Here is a 17,194-nt window from a genome sequence, read left to right as displayed (position 1 = left end):
TCTGGACGAACACAAACTGACTTGCAGACACAAACTCAAGGATTCTCCCGGAAGAACCGGCGACTCCTGGAGGATCAGCGCGTCAGGCGTAACCCGCAGCGCTCTTTTGCGGGGTCCGCCGCGTGCCCTCAGGAAAGCGTCCGGTTCTGTAGGGAGAATCCTAGCACGTACACTCTTTTTCTACACCATCAAAGGAGAAGTCACTTACACCACTCTAGCTTCTGGACGAATACCATCTGACTTACGAACATTAATTCAAGGATTCTCCCGGAAGAACCGGCGACTCCTGGAGGATCAGGACGACAGGCGTAATCGCCAAAGCACTTCTGGCGAGTCCGCCGCGCCCCCTCAGGAAAGCGTCCGGTTCTGTAGGGAGAATCCTAACACGTACACAACTTTTCTGATCCGCACCGGAGAAGTTCACTTACCCCACTCCAACTTCTGAACGAACACCAACTGACTTCCCACCACTCTCAAGAAGTAGGCGCCTTAATATGCGAAATATAACGCCAGCGAATCAAATAAAAATAGAAAATCTGCATAACCGTAAAACCAAGTAAGACAAGCGTCAACTCTCTCACTATCGAAATCTCAGCCAACGCATCCCAAATAACTTGCAATGCCAAAAAAGCAAAAACACTGTGGATAAACGACACTCCCCATGGGAAGAAAAACTGCGGAATCAACTGACGATTCACGATTTTCTTAAACTCCCGATCAGTCATCCCTATACGCTGCAGCACAGCATACTGTTTACGATCATGACTTAGCGACGTATACAGCCGGAAGTAAATAAAACTACCCGACGCTAAAAAGAACACACCCGCCAGCAATAGTCCGATAAACAACAGCAATGAAAAAGTCATACGGATATGCGAGTAATTCAATCCCGGATTCTCAAACTCAAACCGAACAGGCGGCTTCCCTTCTAAAACGATACTAGCAAGCACTTGGGAATTAATCGAGAGCCCGATATTTTGCGTCTCTTGCCATTCCTCAATATTAAAAGCATAATATGTAAACGCTAAGGAACGCCCGGCTGTAAGTTCATCCATTCTGTCAAAATCCAAGTGGTTGACGACAATCGTATTGAGACCGAGCGCATTGGGCGGAAATAACCGATAAGGATAAATCCCCTCGATATGGAGCGACATTTTACTTTCGGCCAGTTCCGTTTGTACAGATTGATTGGCTAATTTTCCAGCATCTGATGCGCTCGCTGGTAAGAACAGCGCATGCCCCCGTTCAAGCTGTAAAGGTTTCTCACCAAACGTCATCGCCAATTCATTCAAGTCTGCGAGTTTTACAATATTGACTTTGTTTTTTGTGTAGGAAGACTGCTGCTCCAGCACACGGAATCGAACAGCCCAATAATCAAGATTCTGCTGTTCTAACTCAGTCGTCAATTGTGCAATATGATTGTATTCAAATTCATTATGCGGCAAACTTTTATAGACAAGTCCCAGCGGATTCACTTCACGGTATTGCGAAGCGAAAGATGTTAATGACGCAAGAATTCCTACAGACATGAATGCGATAGTGGAAACGATCGTGACGATGAAGAACATACGGGCATTTTCTTTTAACCGCACAATACTTTCCGATACTGAAATCATCCAGAAGTCACGCCAAAAAAACTGTTTCCGTCTGCGCAGACCGTGTAAAATAAGCGGTAATGTATCCGCAAAGAAGAAATACGTACCGAACGTAACAAGTGGGGGCAACAAAAAGAACAAACTAATAATACTCGAACGGGAAACGAAAGTGGCCATAACATAGGCAGCCAGCAATAAAATGACGCCAAAGATCCCTCGGCTTTTCGAATACGAATACACCGATTCGACAGCCATATCCCCATGAAGTAAATCCGAAATTTTCCCTTGTTGAATAAAAACAGGTGCAATATAGGAAATAATCGCAAATAAACTTAAAAATGCTCCAATCGTCAACGCAAAAGGTTTCCACGATAAATACAACGGAAGGACAGGTATTTGCACAATCGCTTTAACGATCATAAAGAAAAATTTCGAAAACATAAATCCAATGAAAATCCCTGTAACGATTGACGCAAATCCTAATAACATCGTTTCAATAAAGATCAGACGATGCAATTGCCGTCTCGCCATCCCGAGTAATAACAACACACCAAATTCTTTAGATCTCGCTTGCAAGAAAGAACGCATCGAATAGAATAGGAAAAATAACGTGAAGATAAATAAAATAACTTCAGCAATGCCCATTCCGAGTGACGAAATTTCTTTCAAAAACGTATTTTCAATCGATGGATGAAACAGCAACATCGAATAGAGAAAGAACACCATGACTGAAAAAACACTCGCCATGAAAAATGCTGCGTAAATCCTTCGATTTCTTACGACGTTACGGTAAGCGAACTGTCGAAAAGTCATTCACATTCCCTCCAAGTAATGACAGCACATTTAAAATACGCTGGAAGAAAGTTTGTCTGCGTTCATCTTTATAAATTTCATTGAAAAACTCACCGTCTTTAATAAATAATACCCGATCACAATAACTGGCTGCGATTGGGTCATGTGTCACCATAATAATGGTCGTTCGTTCATGTACATTAATGTGCTCCAGTAACTCCAACACATCTTTCGCGGACTTTGAATCTAAGTTTCCTGTCGGCTCATCGGCCAGCACGATGGTCGGCTGATGGATCAGCGCCCGCCCAATGGCGGTCCGCTGTGCTTGTCCACCTGATAATTCATCCGGCCGGCGTTCCAATATTTCTTCCAAGTGCAGTTTCTCCGCCATGTCTTGCACTCTGTTCTTCATCTCTGTTATTGGAAGTCCATCAAGCGTTAGCGGTAGCACTAAGTTTTCTTCTACCGTTAACATTTGCAGCAGATTAATCTCTTGAAAGACAAAGCCGATTTGGTGTCGGCGAAACAATGCGATATCATTTTGACTGAGAGTTTCGGGCTCTACTCCACCAATGACGATTTTGCCGTATGTCGGAATATCGGTTGCCATTAATAAATTTAATAATGTAGTTTTACCACTGCCAGAAGGGCCCATAATCGCTACGAATTCACCTTCCTGTACGTCAAAATCCAGTTGATTCAATGCGCGGTGCATCACTTTTCCTTCGTATATTTTTGTGACATCCTTCATCTCAACGATTGGTTTTTTCATCAGATGCTTCACCTGCCTCTCCACCAGTGAATACTAATCGAATCGTAGTTCCTTCCCCTTGCTTCGACAAAATTGTCAACTCATGACCGAGACGCTTACATACTTCAGACGCAATATATAGCCCCATGCCGGTTGACTCTCCTGATAATCTGCCGTTTTCACCCGTAAAGAAAGCTTTCGTTACACGATGCAAGTCGGATGCTGGTATACCGATTCCTTCATCTTTTATTTCCAGTTGCAGTCCGTCTGCTGTGGGCTCTGCTACTACATAAATCTTCTTGCCTTTTTCAAATGTATATTTAACCGCGTTTGTTATAAATTGATTTAGCATAAATTTAATCCACTTACGATCTGTCGCCACCATCAAGTGCTCATCAACGGTTAATACTGGAAAGAGACCTTTGGCAATGAATAGCCGTTTGTTTTCATTGAATACTTCTTGTAGAACCATTTTCAGTGACAGGCGCTCAATCTGCATATCATCTTCGAACGTTTCCAGTCTGGCATTTACTAGGACGATTTCTAGGCCTGTTTGGATTCGCTCTACTTCTTGGCTAATACTTTTCTTATCCACTTCTTCTTCCTGAAGTAATAAATTTACGACAGAAATAGGTGTTTTCATTTGATGAACCCATTGATTCATGAAGTGTAAATGCCGGTGTTGTACATTATAAAGTGTCTGTACTTCATGTTGGTACAGTCGATAGAGTTCACGCGTAAATTCTGTTGTCTGGCGATGTTCCGGTGTGAGTACGTGGCGAATAAGTGCATCTTCCATTTTCTTCGGTTTCTCGACAATCGATGCATAAAAGGATCGGCGCATAATGAATTTGCCTGTTAAGTATCCTGCCGTCAATAATACACCCATCGCTACCGAGTAAATGGCTGTGTTCGGACTGCGGAACCCATCCAACCAATAGAGGAGAAGAATGAACAAAATCAACCCTAGCTGAAACAGCATGAACGGGATATGTTCTCTAAAAAACAGCAAAAATGCTTTCATTACACTTCAGACTCCGGAACAAAACGATATCCTGCCCCACGCACCGTTTCAATCCATGAGTTCACATCGTAATCGGTTAGTTTTTTACGCACGCGTGTCATGTTGACATTGAGCGTATTTTCATCAACGAATGATTGATCATCCCATAATTCTTCCAGAAGCCTCTCTCTTGAAACTACTTTCGGTGACTCCCCCATCAATAATTCCAAAATGACACATTCTTTTTTCTGAAGAGGAATTTCTTCTTCTCCTTTTTGCAAAGTCATCCGCTCTATATATAATGTCAAATCACCTGATACGATGACCCGCTCCGATTGATTGGGCGAATATTCTCCAACGGATCTCCGCAAATGACTTTTTATCTTCGCGAGCACAATTTCATAATGAAACGGCTTCGTAATAAAATCATCACCACCGTTTTCAAGTGCAAACACTTGATCCATATCTCCCGAACGAGCCGAGATGAATAGGATAGGGCACATCGTATGCTGCCGCAATTGCCTACACCAATAATAGCCATCATATATCGGCAAATTTATATCGAGTAGCACCAAATGAGGATTATAGGCTACACATTCTTCCACTACACGATCAAAATCTTCAATTACTGCCACATCATATTGATATTTCTCAAGTGTGCCAGCTAATAACTGAGCAATTTTCCGATCATCTTCCACAATGAATATCCGACGTTTCACAAAGACCCCTCACTTTCGTAGTATATGTAGTATAGCGCAGAGTAAAAAAACGCGCATGCCTCGCAAGACACGCGCTTTTAATTTAGTAGATTACACCGACAAATTCATCGAGCTGTATGCCACCTAAAATCTTCTCTACTTCTATTGAATCGAGCGCTTCTGTAATAGCCTGGCGTTCATATTTCACACCAATCAACCGTTTTTCAATTTCCGTTACTTCCCCAACGCCAAAGAAATCCCCATAAATATGAATATCTTCAATGACACCTTTTTCAACATGGAGACGAACGTCTATGCCACCGACTGGGAAACGCTTTGATTGTTGGACATTACATTTAGGGGATCTGCCATAGTTCCACTCCCAATTGCCATAGCGTTCTGCGGAAAGTGCATGGATATTGTCCCAATCCTCTTCCGTTAGTTCCTTGTATTGAATATGTTCTTCTCCATCGAAAATCGAGTTTAATATTTCTTGTCGAAATTGCTCAATCGAAATCGGCTGTTCCAAAAACTCGGAAATATTGGCCACGCGACTGCGGATAGATTTAATCCCTTTCGATTCGATCTTGTCCTTTTTCACTTTCAAAGAATTTACAACGCCTTCCATGTCTGTGTCAAATAGCAATGTACCGTGACTAAACATGCGGTCTCCTGTAGCAAACTGCGCGTTACCTGATATTTTACGCCCATCGATCAAAATATCATTACGACCGAGCAGTTCCGCTTTTATGCCCATCTTTGCTAAAGCGTCTGTTACCGGTTCCGTGAACTTTTTGAAGTTGCGGAAAGAATCTCCGTCATCTTTCGTAATAAAACTAAAGTTCAAATTTCCTTTATCGTGATACACAGCTCCGCCACCGGATAATCGACGAACTACATGAATGCCTTCACGATCCACGAACTCTGTATTAATCTCTTCTATTGTGTTTTGGTTTTTGCCGATGATGATAGAAGGTTCATTGATATAGAACAGCAAGTACGAATCTTTATCGATATCCATTGTTTTTAATACATATTCTTCAATTGCCAAGTTAATTCTTGGATCTGTAATGCCTTTATTGTCGATAAATTGCATGATTTTTTCTCTCCTCACAAATTTGTCACAATATTTTTAGTTAATTCTCGCAATTTAGAACGTTCAAAACCCTTTTAAAGTGCGCCATGAAAGGCTTGAGTCCATTTTAACAGAAACTTAGAGGGAGTGTTGACTTTTACGTTCTGTTATAATACACTATGAACATAGCAAGGAGTTATACAACACCAACAAAAAAGGGGAATGATTAATATGGTAGAAAGCATCGTAGAATTTTTCAAAAACTTGCCGGCAAAGGTTTGTGCGACTTGTGGAAACGAAATCGAAGAGCAGCATGAGTGCTACTCCAATCACTGTGATCACTGCAACATCAAATAATTTAACCTTTCATTCGGCGGATATGTATATATTCGCTTTTTTTGTGCTTGTAAATAGAACGGACAAAAAACAGTTCAAGCGTCTGAGTATAACAGGCGCTTGAACTGTTTTTTTAACTAGTCGTGTTGAAATTGACTTTTAGAAGTTGGAGTGAAATAAGTGACTCTCCAGTGCGGTGCAGAAAAGCAGTGTACGTGCTAGGATTCTCCCTGCAGAACCGGACGCTTTCCTGAGGGGGCGCGGTGGACTCGCCAAAAGTGCGTTGGCGATTACACCTGTCAAGTGCCAAAATGTGCTCCTTCTCGCTGCGCTTCACTCGCAAAAGCCGTCCTTCGCCACGGCTTTCCCTGAACCTCCAGGAGTCGCCGGTTCTTTCGGGAGAATCTTTGAGTTTGTGTCGGGAAGTCAGTTGGTGTTCGTCCAGAAATGAAGGATGGCAAATTACGCTTCCTGAACAGTGTAGATAAAGCTTTAGATTGCCTGACGAATGTGTATAGAGTCATTTCTTTTTCCACTCAGTTCATCGAAACAGTCATAGTAGCTAGCAACACTTCACCGCTTTTTAACTTCAAAAACGATCGCATTGTATCAGACAAGTCTACTTGGTTTTCACTATCTATAAAGAGTGATCAACCTGTCTTGCACACACAAAGTTTCGGCTGAAGCTGGAAGACGATCGACTCCGGGAGGATAAGGACGACAGGCGTAACCCGCAACGCTTGACGGTCCGCCGCGTCCCCTCCGGAAAGCGTATCGTCTGGAAGCGCAAGCCGCAAGACACTCTAAGTCAGCTTCACTCCATCCCATCCACTACTTTCATGAACGAATACAGGGTATCAACCAAACCCACTTTTTAGTCAATGAATAATACACCTGTTGATTAATCAACAGGTGTAAATTGTGCGAGAACATTCTTCATCGCCACTATGCCTTGATCGATACAATCTGGCAAACCGACTCCATTATAAGATGCGCCCGCCAGCTGGATCATCGGAAACTGTTGTTGGAGTTCTTCTTTTGCTCTTACAATCTTCTCTTTATGGCCTACTCGGTATTGAGGGCGATCATCTTTCCAGCGTGTAATAATACAGAACTCTGGCTCACCTACTAAATCGAGAATCGTCCGTAAATCATTAAGAACTATTTTCTCAATATCGCTATCTGGTAAATCGACGATTGCTTCTTCTCCTACACGACCAACGAACGCTCTGACAAGCACCTTATCGTCAGGTGTAGTAGTCGGCCATTTTCGATCAACCAATGTACACGCGGTAATTGAGTGATTGCTACTGCGTGGCACTAAGAAACCTGTACCATTAATTTCACGCTTCATCGCAGTTTTCGGAAATCCAAACGCTACAGTAGCGACTGACGTAGTAGGAATCGTCCCTAATTCTTTAAGCAGTCCGTGAGGCTCAAATAACTGACGTACTACTGTATGACTCGTCGATAAAATAACCGCATCCGCTTCAATCTGTTGCTGGTCACTTAACGTTAGAACCGCACGTTCACCTTGCTTATTCACTTTCGTCACGCGTATGCCTTTCATCACGTGTACATCGTCCAGTTGTTCTTCAAGTGCTTCCACTATAGAATCCAGACCGTTCTTAAATGTATGAAAGGCTCCTACCTTTTTCGAACTATGACTGTTTTTCTGTGGTAATTGTTTCGGCGTAGTTTTTTTCATCCCCACTATTAAGCTTCGATGGTTCTTTTCCACTTCGTAAAATTGCGGAAAAGTTGACTCTAAGCTCATATGGTCAATATCCCCCGCGTACACACCAGAAAGAAGCGGTTCTATTAGATTTTCCACTACTTCCGTACCAAAGCGTCTTCTGAAGAACTTACCGAGTGACTGATCACCCGTCACTTCAGAACGCGGAAGAACAAAATCACACGCCGCGCGCAACTTGCCGCTTAAGCTAAACAGTCCTGATGTAATGAAAGGTTTAATTTCAGTTGGAACTCCCATTACGGCTCCTGCTGGAATCGGATGCATTTTATCATGCAATAAAATATACGCTTGTCCCGTCGCATTTCGCACTAGCTGATCAGCAATCCCAAGATCGCTAGCTAATTGGTCTACACTTTTCTTGCGTATTAAAAAGGAGTCGGGACCGCGTTCGATTACATAGCCGTCTCGACGGACTGTCTGGATTTTCCCACCTAGTTCAGTAGATGCTTCAATCAAGGTGATATCTATAGGAAGTCCATGCTCACGAGCTTCTTTCTGCATATAATACGCTGACGAGAGACCTGTGATGCCACCACCGATAATGACTACTTTTTTTCGTTCGCTCATGTCCTCCGTCACTCCGATTCTGCTAGATTTATTTCGATTCTTTCAACTGATCCAATACTGCATCTGCCATAGCATCTATAAATAAAGGATCTGTATTTGGCATAGCCGGTCTATGGTAGGCTGCGCCGATCTCATCACACACAACTTTGCACTCATAGTCATTGTCATACAGCACTTCCAAATGATCAGATACGAAGCCTACTGGTGTATAGACAAATGATTGATACCCTTTTGTTTCATACAATTCGCGAGTAAGATCCTGTACATCGGGACCAAGCCAAGGATCTGGCGTCTGCCCTTCACTTTGCCATCCAAGTGCATACGTTTTTACGCCTGCCGCTTCAGTGATCATTTCTGCAGTCTCTTTCAGTTGGTCTGCATAGGGGTCACCATTAGCCAAAATCTTTTCAGGCAGTGAATGTGCTGAAACAATAAGGCATGTATTTTCACGTTCTGCTTCATCCATCGCATCGTATGTTTGACGCAACTGGTTGGACCAATAGTCAATAAACTTCGGCTGTTTGTACCAGCTTTCTACTGAAGTTAAACGAATGCCATGCTTGTCTGCCTCTTCTTTAGCACGACCGTTATACGATTTCACTGAAAATGTGGAGAAGTGCGGTGCTAATACAATGGAGACCGCTTCTGTAATACCGTCATTTTCCATTTCCTGAACTGCATCTTCGACAAATGGCGCGATATGTTTTAAACCGATATATACATTGAATTCGATGTCGTCTTGAACTGCATTCAAACGGTTACCTAATGCATGTGCCTGATCTTCAGTAATACGCGCAAGTGGAGATATACCGCCGATAGCTTCATAGCGGTTACGTAGATCTTCCAACTGCTCGGGTGCAGGTGGACGGCCTCTTCTAATATGCGTGTAATACGGCTCTAAATCGTCATAGGAAGTCGGTGTTCCGTAAGCCATTACGAGTAAACCCATTTTCTTTTTCGTCATCATGTTCACCTCATAGTTCGATTTTTATTTTGCGCGTAATTGTGCACTGTATTCATGAACAAACGCAGTCAAACGCTTCAACGTTGCCGGCTGCACTTCAGGGAATACACCATGTCCTAAGTTAAAGATATGGCTTCCATGCTCTACGCCCTCTTCAACAATGCGCTTCGCCCGTTCTTCAATGACCGACCAATCTGCCAATAGTAATGTAGGATCTAAGTTCCCTTGCAGTGGTTTCGTAAGACCGCGTTCGCCCGCTTCTTTAATAGATAAACGCCAGTCCAATCCAACTACGTCTACAGGCAGGTCATGCCATTCATTTGCTAAGTGGCTTGCACCAACTCCAAATGTAATGAGTGGAACATTCAGTTTGCGAAGTTCAGAGAAAATACGTGTCATCGTTGGTTTGATGAAGATGCGATAGTCAGATACGTGTAACGCACCAACCCATGAATCGAATATTTGAACAGCTTTCGCACCGGCTGCTACTTGCGCTTGAATGTATGTAATTGTCATATCCGCCAATTTGTCCATTAATGCAAACCAAGCTTGCGGCTCAGAAACCATGAATGATTTCGTTAAGTTATAACTTCTCGATGGTCCGCCTTCAATCATATAACTTGCAAGTGTGAATGGCGCACCGGCAAAACCGATCAGCGGAACATTCAACTGTTCCTTCGTTAAGATTTTAATTGTGTCTAAGACGTAAGGAACTTGATCTTCTGCTGAGAACTCGCCTAATTTTTCAATATCGGCAACGGAACGGATGGGATTAGAAATAACAGGACCAACGCCTGACTTAATCTTTACATCCACTCCAATCCCAACTAAAGGTGTAACAATATCTTTATATAAAATAGCTGCATCCACATCGTACTGATCTACAGGCAGCTTCGTTACATACGCGCATAATTCTGGCTGATGTGTGATTTCTTCCAAAGAGTATTTTTCTTTAATTTTCCGATATTCTGGTTGTGAACGTCCTGCTTGACGCATGAACCATACAGGCGTATGTTCAATCTTTTCGCCTCTTGCCGCACGCAATAAAGTATCATTAAATGTTGTCATTTTCACCGATTCCTCTTTCCATAATTTAATGCTTTACAGTTGTTAAGAAGATATACGTTTCTCATGATAAACTGTTGATTGTTTAATGTATAGTGAATTGCGTCTTTGTCATAATATTGTGCTTGAATTCTTTGTTTACCTGTCATGTTTTCGACAATCAAACACTCAGAATAGCTTTCCGAGTGTTTGATTTCACTCATTTTAGGGAACTAATTACTATATAATATAAAACAACTGTTACTAGCCAAAGGAGGAAGTATGTATGAATATTTATATTACGACTGGAACCATCGATTTTATGGAGAAGGTTAAAGATAAGTACGTAGATGAATCTATATTATTAATGAATGGTGGCGGCCACACACTTTTATTACATGAAACAAATGGCAAATCTGTTTTTCAGACTCCTAGAAAATATGAAGTAGTAGGAGCTTTCGGTGAATTGACAGAGCCTGGATTTTTTGCACTAGACAATGTAGCCGTAACGGATGAAGGGAAACCTATTTTTGAACACCAATATAAAGAATTGGGTCAAAAAATTCAAGACATTCCGGGATTTACTGCTTTCCGCCTACTTCGTCCAGTTGGCTCAGACACGTACATTGTTTTGACAGAATGGACGGATAAGCGTCTGTATGATTTATGGCGTAACTCACCGGGATATAAATTAACTAACCCGAGTGACTTTAAAGATCAAGGGGGCATGACATTGCACATCTTTACAAGTGCACCCTACACAGCTACTTATAAAACACCGACTGAGGAGGTTTGACGTCTACACGTCAAGCCTCTTTTTACAAGCCTGTTGATTATCTAAAGAAAGGAATTGGCATTTGGAAATGAGTGTACGTGTTAGGATTCTCCAGTGCGTTGCAGAAAAGTAGTGTACGTGCTAGGATTCTCCCTACAGAACCGGACGCTTTCCTGAGGGGACGCGGCGGACTCGCCAGAAGTGCATTGGCGATTATGCCTGTCGTCCTGATCCTCCAGGAGTCGCCGGTTCTTCCGGGAGAATCCTTGAGGTTGTGTCGGGAAGTCAGTTCGTGTTCGGCCAGAAATAGAGTATGGTAAGTTCTGCTTCCTAAACAGTGTGGTGAAGCTTTGGATTTGCTGACTGAATGTATATAGGGTCATTTTTTCACTCAGTCCATCGAAACAGTCATAGTAGCTAGCAACACTTCACCGCTTTTTAACTTCAAAACGGTCGCATTGTATCAGACAAGTCTACTCGGTTTTCATCCCCTACAAAGAGTGATCAAACTGTCTTGCCTACACTAAGTCCGGCTTGGAGCTTACAGACGATCGACTCCGGGAGGATCAGGAAAAGTCGTTGCGAAGGACGGCTTTTGCGAGTGAAGCGTAGCGAGAAGGAGCACATCTTTGCATTTGACAGGCGTAACCCGGAGCGCTCTTTTGCGGGGTCCGCCGCGTCCCCTCCGGAAAGCGTATCGTCTGGAAGTGCAAGCCGCAAGACATTCTAAGTCAGCGTCACTTCATCCAACTGCCGTAGTCAAAATCGTTTTAAACTAAATGAACGAGAGAATTATACATAATACTATTAATCAACAGGCTTGCTCTTTTTATAGACTTTTTAACAAAACTTCGGATTTCGAAATTTGCGACCTTTCACACTACTTGTTATAATGATAACGATATTTCATATATGTTTTTTACTTGAAGGGAGATTTTTTACATGAATGAGCAACTATTCAAGAAACTAGAACAATCTTATGACGATATGGTAGAAATTCGTCGCTATTTGCATATGAATCCAGAAGTTTCATTTAAAGAAGAAAAAACAGCTGCTTATATAGCAGATTTTTATAAACAACTACACATCGATGTTCGAACAGGTGTCGGTGGAAACGGTGTAGTTGCTCGTGTGAAAGGAAGCAAGCCAGGTAAAACTGTCGCTATGCGCGCAGATTTCGATGCACTTCCTATCCAAGATCAAAAAGATACCCCTTACGCTTCTAAAGTGCCCGGCGTTATGCACGCTTGCGGTCACGACGGTCATACCGCTACTCTTCTTCAATTGGCAAAAGCAATGAATGAAATGCGTGACGAGTTAGCCGGGGAGTATGTTTTCATTCATCAACATGCTGAAGAACTGGCTCCTGGTGGCGCAATTGCAATGATAGAAGACGGTTGCCTTGATGGAGTAGATGTTATATTCGGTACACATCTCTGGTCTCTGTATGACACAGGAATTATTTATTACGCAGCAGGCCCAGTCATGGCAGCAGCTGACCGCTTTTCTATTACAGTTCAAGGGGCTGGCGGACACGGCGCATCTCCACACCAAACAAAAGATGCGGTAGCGATTGGTTCACAATTAGTGATGAACTTACAACAAATTGTCTCTAGACGCGTAGACCCTATCGAATCAGCTGTCTTGTCTGTTGGTTCATTCGTTGCGGATAATGCATTTAACGTAATTGCAGATCAAGCAGTTCTAAGTGGTACTGTTCGCACATTCACATCGGAAAATCGCGATTTAATGGAGCGTGAAATTAAACGTGTCGCTGAAGGGACAGCTATTGCAACTGACTGCCAAATCGAAGTCGAATACTTCCGTGGATATCCAGCTGTCGTTAATCATGAAAAAGAAACAGAATTTTTACAGTCTGTAGCCGAAACTATACCTGGTTTAAATGGTGTGGAAAAAATGGAACCTCAAATGGGCGGAGAAGATTTCGCTTATTACTTAGAAAAAGTACCTGGCACTTTCTTCTTTACAGGAGCTAGACCGACTGACGCGTTCCCTCATCACCATCCACGATTTGACATTGATGAAAAAGCAATGATTGCAGCAGCAAAAACACTTGGCGCCGCCGCTATTGAATATCAAAAGTAATTTCCATCCGCTGATCCGAGAAAAGGATCAGCGTTTTTTATCCAAAAATTGTCTAATTATAATAATTGATAGAATATTCGACATTTTTCTTCTTTTTATATTGATTTTAGTTTTTTCTGTCCTATAATTAAAGATACGAGTATATTGACCTATTACTAGGGAGGGAACGCTATGGTAAATCAACAGAACTTGTCTTCTTATATCGTTACGTTTCATACTTTTGCATTACTTCATGGCCAACATTCCAATCCATACTATACAAAGGTTGTAGAAAACGATCGAACATTCATTGTCGAAAAAACACCATTAGAAATCATGAAGGATTCTTGTGCTCATTACCGCACAAACTTCGACTCCATCATTACTAGCTCAAAAAATGATTTGAAAAATCGACCGAAGCCGCCTATTATGCTGACGCATCTCAATAATCGGCCGTTGCTTTTCTTTCCTTTACTGTCTCCAACACTACATAAAAATTCATGGGTTGCTTATCACGCGGTTAAAGACACCCATCAATGCGAAGATGGTGTTGCTGTTGTATTAAAAAATGACACACATATGCCGCTAGATACATCGCTGGCAACAGTTTACCGACAAATGGCGCTATCGCATATTTTGTCCCAACGCTTTGATAATGCACAAGAAGAATTGAGAAGTTCCTATTATATGATTATGGAGCCTAAAAACTCTGACGCTCCAATTTCCTAAGATATTGATGTAATAATTCTTCGGTTCGATTACGTAGACGCACATTCAAATAGCGCCGTGTATCTTCATATCCATTGTGTAAAAATAAATATTCAGTGAATAATTCATCCGTCGAACGGCGTATAACTTTCATATGATGTTGCCGTAAATACTCTGCTGTTTTTTGCAGATCTACCGTAATCGCATTCATCGTCTCATCTACTAAATATAAATAAGGATCTTTTAATTTAAATGGTATTTTCTCCAAAATACTGCGATCTCGTTCTAGAATCGTTAATAGCATCGGTAAATAAATATAGTTCTCCATATAAGGTAATGCCTCATTGGGAAGGAAAGGCATTTGAGTCACCTCCTCAAACAAAAGGAACAAGTGTTCGTATAATAATTATAGATCGAATGACAACAAAAAGCAAGTACGATTAGTATGGTAAACTTTTTTCATTTTTCGACATGAAAAAAGTTCCAGCGAGTGTGCTGGAACTTTTATTATTTGTCTGGTTCGTCTCCGATAAAATGAATCGAAAAGACTTTCCATTGATCGTCTTCTTTAGTGAAAACTGTTACTTGACGTCCTTCCGGAGCGTTCTCTACACCACTTTCCATGTCAGTAAATGTAGTTTTAATCGTCGAAAATACTTGCGCTTCTTTTTCGTTGTACTTTACAATCGTCTCATTGTCAGGATCTCGCTTTACGGATGCTGATTTGAACATATCTTCCAACACGGTTCGCTCTTCTTGGAGATCGTATTTTTTATCTGATAATGTAGCAAGATATCTATCAATGTCCTGACTATTGAATGACTCAATATATTCGTTGAATGCCGCCATAATCGCTTTATGTTCCTCTTTTGGAACATTCTCTGCTTCTTCCACTTGATCACCTGACATACTGAAACCTACTTTGTTATCATCCACTCCATGATCGATTGCGCCGTTTCCAGGAGAAGCTTCTCCGTTCGTAATGTCGTTCGAATTGGTCTCTTCAGACTTATTGCAGGCACTTAAAATAAGAACCATAGCGATCGATGCCATTGCTAATTTCTTCTTCATGATTTCCTCCCACATAGAGAAAAAGGCCTTTTACTATCAAAAGACCTTTTCGTTTTTATTTCACTTCAACCCAGCCATTTTTAATTGCTGTGACGACTGCTTGTGTACGGTCATTTACGTTCATTTTCTGCAAAATACTAGAGACGTGGTTTTTTACTGTTTTCTCTGAAATAAATAACGTCTCGCCAATAGTCCTGTTACTTTGGCCATCTGTCAGTAATTGTAGCACTTCACATTCACGTTTTGTCAATAAATGAAGGGGACGGCGAATGTCATTTTGTTGGAATGAACCTTTATGTTCCCTCTCACTTAAACGGCGGAATTCAGATACTAAATTATGTGTTACTTTCGGATGTAAATACGATCCGCCATTTGCTACTACTTTAATAGCTTGTACAATTGCGTCGGCGTCCATTTCCTTTAACATATAGCCGAGTGCACCTGTCTTCAACGCATGTGTTACATAAGACTCGTCATCGTGAATGGAAAGCATAATCACTTTGGCATCCGGGAACTCTTTCACTAATTGCTCTGTAGCGTCTACACCGTTCATACGCGGCATGTTAATATCCATCAATACAACGTCCGGCTCACACTGACGATAAATTTCAAGCACTTCACTTCCGTCATCGCCCTCTGCTACTACGTTAAATGAATCTTCAAAGTCCAAAATTCGTTTAACACCTTCTCGGAATAATTGGTGATCATCTACAATTAAAATTTTTGTTGTTTCCATGTCCTATTCCTCCCAATGTTTACGTTACTTACAGTTCTTCGTCTAACGGGATCCGCAATAAAAGTGAAGTACCTTCTCCAACTTTGGAGTTTACTTTCATTTCACCTTTTAACAAATCCACGCGTTCTTGCATGCCAATCAAACCAAATGACTTATCTTTTACTTCTTTTGTATCAAAGCCGCAACCTTTGTCTTTAATCAATATATTTACGGTATCACGCAACCATTCAATTTTAACCCATACTTCGTCTGTTTTTGCATGTTTGATACTGTTATTCACTGATTCTTGTATGAGTCTAAAAATCCCTACTTCAAAATTGGAATTGAATCTTCTTTCGGGTCCATTGCTATGAAAATGGATGGTCAATGGTGCTTCATATTCACTAATGGTCGATAAATATTTTCGTAATGTAGGAACGAGTCCTAAATCATCTAAAGCCATTGGACGAAGATCATATATAATCCGCCGTACTTCCGATAGTGCACCTCTTACCATCTCTTTTAAATGAGACAGTTCCAGTAAGGCTTTGTCAGGACCGTGTTGTACAAAGGTCTTTTCAATCAAACCCGAACGCATGAGAACATTCGCCAGCATTTGTGCAGGACCATCGTGAATATCACGTGATAGACGTTTTCGCTCTTCTTCTTGTGCTTGAATGATTTGAATTGCAAAATCTTGTTTATGGCGTGCTGTTTCAAGTGCTGCACTCACATTTTTTAAATCAGATGTCAAATAAGTAATTACTGTGGTTACCTGATTAACAAGTTGATCAGCCCTTTCAATTGTGGAGAGTAACATAGCAAGCCGACGTTCCAACTCGTCTCTTCTCTCACGCAACTGCTTTTCCTCCATTTTATTGATGGAGACGCGTACAAGCAAATCATTTGCCACACTATATGCCTGTTTCACTTCTTCTTCGCTGTAATTTATGAAATCCTTCGACACGTTTGCCAAGCGTTTTCTAGAGTGGCGTGACATATCATCTAAAGAGTCGCCTTCTGCTATGACATGCGAAATGCTTTCTTTCACTTCTGTTAGCTCTTTTTGCATTTCTTCAAAACTTTGACGACTTTGTTCACTAATTAAAAATATGTCAGTTTTTGACCGATCCATTACATCAACCATGTTGCCGAAGATCTTTTCCATTTGCTGGATGTCGATCGCCTTCTCGTTCAAATGACTCCCTCCCGCACCTGTCTATGTAAAATATGCGAAGTGAGCAACATTGCAGTTTAAC

At 41.6% G+C, this 17,194-nt stretch carries 16 protein-coding genes; 4 read left to right on the top strand and 12 right to left on the bottom strand.

The window, feature by feature from the left end; translation table 11 throughout:
• Window positions 1-473 precede the first annotated feature (473 nt).
• The 5 genes from DV702_RS00980 to DV702_RS00960 all read right to left on the bottom strand — a co-directional run bounded on the left by DV702_RS00980 (window position 474) and on the right by DV702_RS00960 (window position 5,935).
• Window positions 474-2,408: an FtsX-like permease family protein gene (locus DV702_RS00980; RefSeq protein ID WP_114923027.1), complete on the bottom strand. Its 1,935-nt coding sequence runs from the start codon at window positions 2,406-2,408 to the stop codon at window positions 474-476.
• On the bottom strand, window positions 2,380-3,159 hold the full coding sequence (locus DV702_RS00975; RefSeq protein WP_114923026.1) for an ABC transporter ATP-binding protein: 780 nt from the start codon (window positions 3,157-3,159) through the stop codon (window positions 2,380-2,382). Before DV702_RS00975 ends, DV702_RS00980 begins: the two co-directional genes overlap by 29 nt.
• Complete coding sequence (locus DV702_RS00970; RefSeq protein ID WP_114923025.1) at window positions 3,140-4,162, bottom strand: sensor histidine kinase; 1,023 nt, start codon at window positions 4,160-4,162, stop codon at window positions 3,140-3,142. Before DV702_RS00970 ends, DV702_RS00975 begins: the two co-directional genes overlap by 20 nt.
• A complete protein-coding gene (locus DV702_RS00965) occupies window positions 4,162-4,860 on the bottom strand; it encodes a response regulator transcription factor (RefSeq protein WP_114923024.1) in 699 nt (232 codons plus the stop codon). The genes DV702_RS00970 and DV702_RS00965 overlap by 1 nt, the downstream gene beginning before the upstream one ends.
• Window positions 4,861-4,942: 82 nt before the next feature.
• A complete protein-coding gene (locus DV702_RS00960; RefSeq protein ID WP_114923023.1) occupies window positions 4,943-5,935 on the bottom strand; it encodes a lipoate--protein ligase in 993 nt (330 codons plus the stop codon).
• Window positions 5,936-6,145: 210 nt separating this feature from the next.
• Between DV702_RS00960 and yhfH the strand changes: the two genes are divergently transcribed.
• Window positions 6,146-6,271 carry a protein YhfH gene (gene yhfH, locus DV702_RS00955; protein WP_114923022.1) on the top strand — a complete coding sequence of 42 codons (126 nt, stop codon included), beginning with the start codon at window positions 6,146-6,148 and terminating at the stop codon, window positions 6,269-6,271.
• Window positions 6,272-7,151: 880 nt separating this feature from the next.
• Here the strand turns inward: yhfH and hemY are convergent.
• Genes hemY through hemE form a run of 3 tightly spaced genes read right to left on the bottom strand, consistent with a single transcriptional unit; the run spans window position 7,152 to window position 10,605 of the window.
• Window positions 7,152-8,573, bottom strand: coding sequence for a protoporphyrinogen oxidase (gene hemY / locus DV702_RS00945; protein WP_114923020.1), 1,422 nt, complete (start codon window positions 8,571-8,573; stop codon window positions 7,152-7,154).
• A 28-nt stretch (window positions 8,574-8,601) separates the two neighbouring features.
• Window positions 8,602-9,537, bottom strand: coding sequence for a ferrochelatase (gene hemH, locus DV702_RS00940; protein WP_114923019.1), 936 nt, complete (start codon window positions 9,535-9,537; stop codon window positions 8,602-8,604).
• Between the two features lie 24 nt (window positions 9,538-9,561).
• A complete protein-coding gene (gene hemE / locus DV702_RS00935; protein WP_114923018.1) occupies window positions 9,562-10,605 on the bottom strand; it encodes a uroporphyrinogen decarboxylase in 1,044 nt (347 codons plus the stop codon).
• 262 nt (window positions 10,606-10,867) lie between these two features.
• On the opposite strand from hemE, the gene DV702_RS00930 reads away from it, so the two are divergent.
• The 3 genes from DV702_RS00930 to DV702_RS00920 all read left to right on the top strand — a co-directional run bounded on the left by DV702_RS00930 (window position 10,868) and on the right by DV702_RS00920 (window position 14,170).
• Window positions 10,868-11,377 (top strand): antibiotic biosynthesis monooxygenase family protein, encoded by a 510-nt coding sequence (locus tag DV702_RS00930; RefSeq protein WP_114923017.1) that lies wholly within the window; start codon window positions 10,868-10,870, stop codon window positions 11,375-11,377.
• Between the two features lie 921 nt (window positions 11,378-12,298).
• Window positions 12,299-13,462, top strand: a complete 1,164-nt coding sequence (locus DV702_RS00925) for a M20 metallopeptidase family protein (protein WP_114923016.1) — start codon at window positions 12,299-12,301, stop codon at window positions 13,460-13,462.
• A 171-nt stretch (window positions 13,463-13,633) separates the two neighbouring features.
• Entirely contained in the window at window positions 13,634-14,170 is a 537-nt protein-coding gene (locus DV702_RS00920; RefSeq protein WP_114923015.1) for a competence protein ComK, read from the top strand.
• On the opposite strand, the gene DV702_RS00915 is transcribed toward DV702_RS00920, so the two are convergent.
• From DV702_RS00915 to DV702_RS00900, 4 genes are all read right to left on the bottom strand, one after another.
• The gene (locus DV702_RS00915) at window positions 14,142-14,510 is read right to left on the bottom strand and encodes a YhjD family protein (RefSeq protein ID WP_114923014.1); all 369 of its coding nucleotides are present in this window, start codon (window positions 14,508-14,510) and stop codon (window positions 14,142-14,144) included. The genes DV702_RS00920 and DV702_RS00915 overlap by 29 nt on opposite strands.
• A gap of 146 nt (window positions 14,511-14,656) precedes the next feature.
• Entirely contained in the window at window positions 14,657-15,220 is a 564-nt protein-coding gene (locus DV702_RS00910; RefSeq protein ID WP_114923013.1) for a nuclear transport factor 2 family protein, read from the bottom strand.
• Between the two features lie 55 nt (window positions 15,221-15,275).
• Window positions 15,276-15,956: a response regulator gene (locus DV702_RS00905; RefSeq protein ID WP_114923012.1), complete on the bottom strand. Its 681-nt coding sequence runs from the start codon at window positions 15,954-15,956 to the stop codon at window positions 15,276-15,278.
• A 28-nt stretch (window positions 15,957-15,984) separates the two neighbouring features.
• Window positions 15,985-17,133, bottom strand: a complete 1,149-nt coding sequence (locus tag DV702_RS00900) for a sensor histidine kinase (protein ID WP_205407196.1) — start codon at window positions 17,131-17,133, stop codon at window positions 15,985-15,987.
• Between the last annotated feature and the right edge of the window lie 61 nt (window positions 17,134-17,194).

The organism is Sporosarcina sp. PTS2304 (assembly GCF_003351785.1).
Lineage (GTDB): Bacteria > Bacillota > Bacilli > Bacillales_A > Planococcaceae > Sporosarcina.
Note: the sequence above shows the minus strand (reverse complement) of the source record. Positions and strands in the feature narration are given on the sequence as shown.

Coding starts and splice junctions, on each gene's coding strand:
- hemE (WP_114923018.1), bottom strand. CDS start 10,605: ATGACAACATTTAATGATACTTTATTGCGTGCGGCAAGAGGCGAAAAG.
- DV702_RS00930 (WP_114923017.1), top strand. CDS start 10,868: ATGAATATTTATATTACGACTGGAACCATCGATTTTATGGAGAAGGTT.
- hemH (WP_114923019.1), bottom strand. CDS start 9,537: ATGACGAAAAAGAAAATGGGTTTACTCGTAATGGCTTACGGAACACCG.
- DV702_RS00960 (WP_114923023.1), bottom strand. CDS start 5,935: ATGCAATTTATCGACAATAAAGGCATTACAGATCCAAGAATTAACTTG.
- DV702_RS00975 (WP_114923026.1), bottom strand. CDS start 3,159: ATGAAAAAACCAATCGTTGAGATGAAGGATGTCACAAAAATATACGAA.
- DV702_RS00970 (WP_114923025.1), bottom strand. CDS start 4,162: ATGAAAGCATTTTTGCTGTTTTTTAGAGAACATATCCCGTTCATGCTG.
- DV702_RS00915 (WP_114923014.1), bottom strand. CDS start 14,510: ATGCCTTTCCTTCCCAATGAGGCATTACCTTATATGGAGAACTATATT.
- DV702_RS00925 (WP_114923016.1), top strand. CDS start 12,299: ATGAATGAGCAACTATTCAAGAAACTAGAACAATCTTATGACGATATG.
- DV702_RS00920 (WP_114923015.1), top strand. CDS start 13,634: ATGGTAAATCAACAGAACTTGTCTTCTTATATCGTTACGTTTCATACT.
- DV702_RS00910 (WP_114923013.1), bottom strand. CDS start 15,220: ATGAAGAAGAAATTAGCAATGGCATCGATCGCTATGGTTCTTATTTTA.
- DV702_RS00905 (WP_114923012.1), bottom strand. CDS start 15,956: ATGGAAACAACAAAAATTTTAATTGTAGATGATCACCAATTATTCCGA.
- yhfH (WP_114923022.1), top strand. CDS start 6,146: ATGGTAGAAAGCATCGTAGAATTTTTCAAAAACTTGCCGGCAAAGGTT.
- DV702_RS00980 (WP_114923027.1), bottom strand. CDS start 2,408: ATGACTTTTCGACAGTTCGCTTACCGTAACGTCGTAAGAAATCGAAGG.
- hemY (WP_114923020.1), bottom strand. CDS start 8,573: ATGAGCGAACGAAAAAAAGTAGTCATTATCGGTGGTGGCATCACAGGT.